Source organism: Phenylobacterium sp. (assembly GCF_020253645.1).
Taxonomy (GTDB): Bacteria; Pseudomonadota; Alphaproteobacteria; order Caulobacterales; family Caulobacteraceae; genus Phenylobacterium.
On sequence record NZ_JADCBG010000155.1, the window covers coordinates 1 to 2,945 of the forward strand.

The following is a 2,945-nucleotide window of genomic DNA, read 5'->3' on the forward strand; positions in this document are numbered from 1 at the left end:
GCGACCTGGGTCTGGAACTCGAACAGGACCTGCAGGGTGCCCTGGGCGATCTCGGGCTGGTAGGGCGTGTAGCTGGTCAGGAACTCCGACCGCTGGATGATATGGTCCACCGTCGCCGGGACGTGATGGCGATAAGCTCCCGCGCCGCAGAAGAAGGGCCCGGCCCCCGCCGGCCGGTTCAGGGCCGCCAACCCCGCCAGCTCACGCTCCACCTCGATCTCCCCCCGGGCGCGGGGCAGGTCGACGGGTCCTTCCAGTCGGGCGGACGCGGGGACGTCGGCGAAGAGGGAGTCGATGTCGGGGGCGCCGATCACCCCCAGCATGTGGCGGCGGTCCGCCCCGTCCAGCGGCAGGTATCGCATGGCTCAGAGGGTCTCCAGAAAGGCGTCGTAGGCGGCGCGATCCATCAGGGCCTCATATTCGGCCCGGTCGGCGATCCGCACCCTGGCGAACCAGCCCCCGGCCTCGGGCTCGGCATTGACCGTCTCAGGCGCGCCGGCGAGGGCGTCATTGGCCTCGATCACCTCGCCGGACAGAGGCGCGTAGACATCGGAGGCGGCCTTGACGCTCTCGACCACCGCCATGCCCTCGCCCGCCTTCAGGGCGCGGCCCGGCTCGGGCGTCTCGACATAGACCACGTCGCCCAGCTGCTCGGCGGCGTAGGCGGTGATGCCGACGGTGGCGATGTCGCCATCGAGGGCGACCCATTCATGATCTTTGGTGAAGCGCATGGCGGAAGTCCTTTCAGCGGCGTCGGACATAGCGATGGGGAACAAAGGGAAGGTCGACGGTCTCCACCGGCCAGGTGCGGCCGCGGACCACAACGCCCAGCCTCTGGCCCGGGGCGCAGAAGGCGGGCGGGGCGAACCCGATGGCGATGGGATGGCCGAGGGTGGGCGAGAAGCCGCCGGAGGTGACGACGCCGATCTCATCGCCCTTTCCGTCGACGATGACGGCGCCTTCCCGGGCGGGGGCGCCCTCCAGCACCTTCAGGGCGATACGGGCGCGGGTCGGCGCGTTGGACAGCTCAGCCAGGATCCGGGCGGCCCCCGGGAAGTCACCGCGGCGACGCCTCGAGGGCGAGATGGCGAAGGCAAGGCCCGCCTCGACGGGGCTCACGCTCGCGTCGACGTCATGGCCGTAGAGGGGCAGTCCGGCCTCCAGGCGAAGGGAGTCCCGGGCGCCCAGGCCGACCGGACGGACGCGCTCGTCCGCCAGCAGCAGGTCCCACACGCGGAAGGCCTCGGACTCAGGAAGCGAGATCTCGTAGCCGTCCTCGCCGGTATAGCCCGAGCGGGAGACGATGAGGTCCACGCCGCTGAAGCCCGTCAGGGCGGCGCTGTCCATGAAGGCGAGGTCGGCGGCGCCGGGAACATGGGCCGCCAGGACCGCCGCGGCCTGCGGGCCCTGGAGAGCCAGGAGGGCGCGATCCTCGAGTCGCTCGAGCCTCACGCCGGCGGGCAGCCGGTCCTCCAGGAAGCGGAAGTCGTCGTCCTTGCAGGCGCCATTGACGACAATGAACAGGCCCCGGTCGTCCGGGCGCGCGGCCATGAGATCGTCGAGAATCCCACCGGAGCCGTTGAGCAGGACCGAGTACTTCTGGCGGCCGGGCCTGAGGGACGCGAAGTCGCCCGGGGTGACCGCCTCGAAGGCGCCCGCCCAGCCCTCGCCGGTCAGCCAGGCCTGGCCCATGTGGGAGACGTCGAACAGGCCGGCGGAGTCGCGCGTCCAGGCGTGCTCCTTCATGACGCCGTCGGGATACTGGATGGGCATGTCGTAGCCGGCGAAGCCCGACATGCGCGCGCCAGCAGCCAGATGGGCCGCGTGCAGGGGCGTGCGCTTCAGTTCAGGTCCGCTCATCAGGGACTCCCGGCGACGACACGACGATCGCGCAACGGACCCGCCGCTGCGCCTCGCCCCCGCTGTCCTTGGCGCCTGAGAGATTTCAGCCGGCCCGGAGGGTGTCCGGAAGGCCTTGCTCCTTCGGCGAGCGCCGGGCGGACCCGGTGCTGCTTTCCAGCGTTTCTTCGCCTTCGCGGTCCTTTTGCCTGAGCGTTTCCGGGGCGGTTGCGCCTTCGGCTCCGGGACGGGCCCGGTCTCTCCCGCGAGAGTCCGGCGGAACCTGCGCGATGGGCCCATGGGAGTCAATGAGTCGCCATCGTCCTCCCGGATTGTCCACAACTTGCGGCGTTCCTGTGCAGGTCGGGCAAGGCCTGGGAGGATCGACGCCCTGCATGCAGGCGCCGTCCCGACCTGCGGGGCGCCCTACATCCGTTCGGGCGCGGAAAGTCCCAGGAGGTCCAGGCAGAGCTCCAGCTGGCGCAGGATCGTTTCGACGAGGGCCAGGCGCGAGGCGCGGACCTCCCCTTCCGCCGGCAGGATGGGGCAGGCGGCGTAGAAGCGCGAGAAGGCCTGGGCCAGCCGGTAGGCGTGCTCGGCGAGCAGGTTCGGGGCCCGGCGGTCGTAGGCCTCGGAAAGGGAGTCGTCGAAGGCGTCGAGCAGGAGGGCCAGTTCGCGCTCCGCGGGGTCCGTGATGCGGATCCCGCCCGCCCCGATCCCCTGCTCCGCCGCCCGCCGCAGGACCGACTTGATGCGCACCGCCTGGTAGAGGAGGTAGGGGCCAGTCTTGCCCTCGAAGCTGGTGAACCGGTCGAGGTCGAAGACGTAGGAGGTGCCGCGGAAGTTCGACAGGTCGGCGAACTTCAGCGCAGCCACGGCCACCTGGTGCGCCGTCGCCTCGAAAGCCTCGGGGGCCAGCTCGGCGCCCAGGCCCGCCTCGCGCAGGCGCTCGCGCGCCCGGTCGCGGGTCATCTCGATCAGGTCGTTCAGCTTCAGCACCCCGCCCTCGCGGGTCTTGAAGGGCTTGCCGTCGGTCCCGTTCATGGTGCCGAAGCCAATATGCTCCAGCTGGCCCTCGGCGGCGTAGCCGGCTAGGATGGCGGCCC

3 protein-coding genes, 1 pseudogene and 1 riboswitch are annotated in these 2,945 nt (G+C 71.0%); all 4 genes and pseudogenes read right to left on the bottom strand.

Annotated features, from left to right (window positions below):
* Nucleotides 1–362, bottom strand: a pseudogene (locus INE98_RS10675) (glycine dehydrogenase); the annotation flags it as partial.
* Nucleotides 363–365: 3 nt separating this feature from the next.
* A complete protein-coding gene (gcvH, locus tag INE98_RS10680; protein ID WP_293538826.1) occupies nucleotides 366–731 on the bottom strand; it encodes a glycine cleavage system protein GcvH in 366 nt (121 codons plus the stop codon).
* 13 nt (nucleotides 732–744) lie between these two features.
* A complete protein-coding gene (gene gcvT / locus INE98_RS10685; protein WP_293538827.1) occupies nucleotides 745–1,860 on the bottom strand; it encodes a glycine cleavage system aminomethyltransferase GcvT in 1,116 nt (371 codons plus the stop codon).
* Nucleotides 1,861–2,026: 166 nt separating this feature from the next.
* A riboswitch (glycine riboswitch) is annotated at nucleotides 2,027–2,115 on the bottom strand.
* Between the two features lie 150 nt (nucleotides 2,116–2,265).
* Nucleotides 2,266–2,945: arginine--tRNA ligase (gene argS / locus INE98_RS10690; protein WP_293538829.1), on the bottom strand; the 680-nt coding region annotated here is incomplete at its 5' end.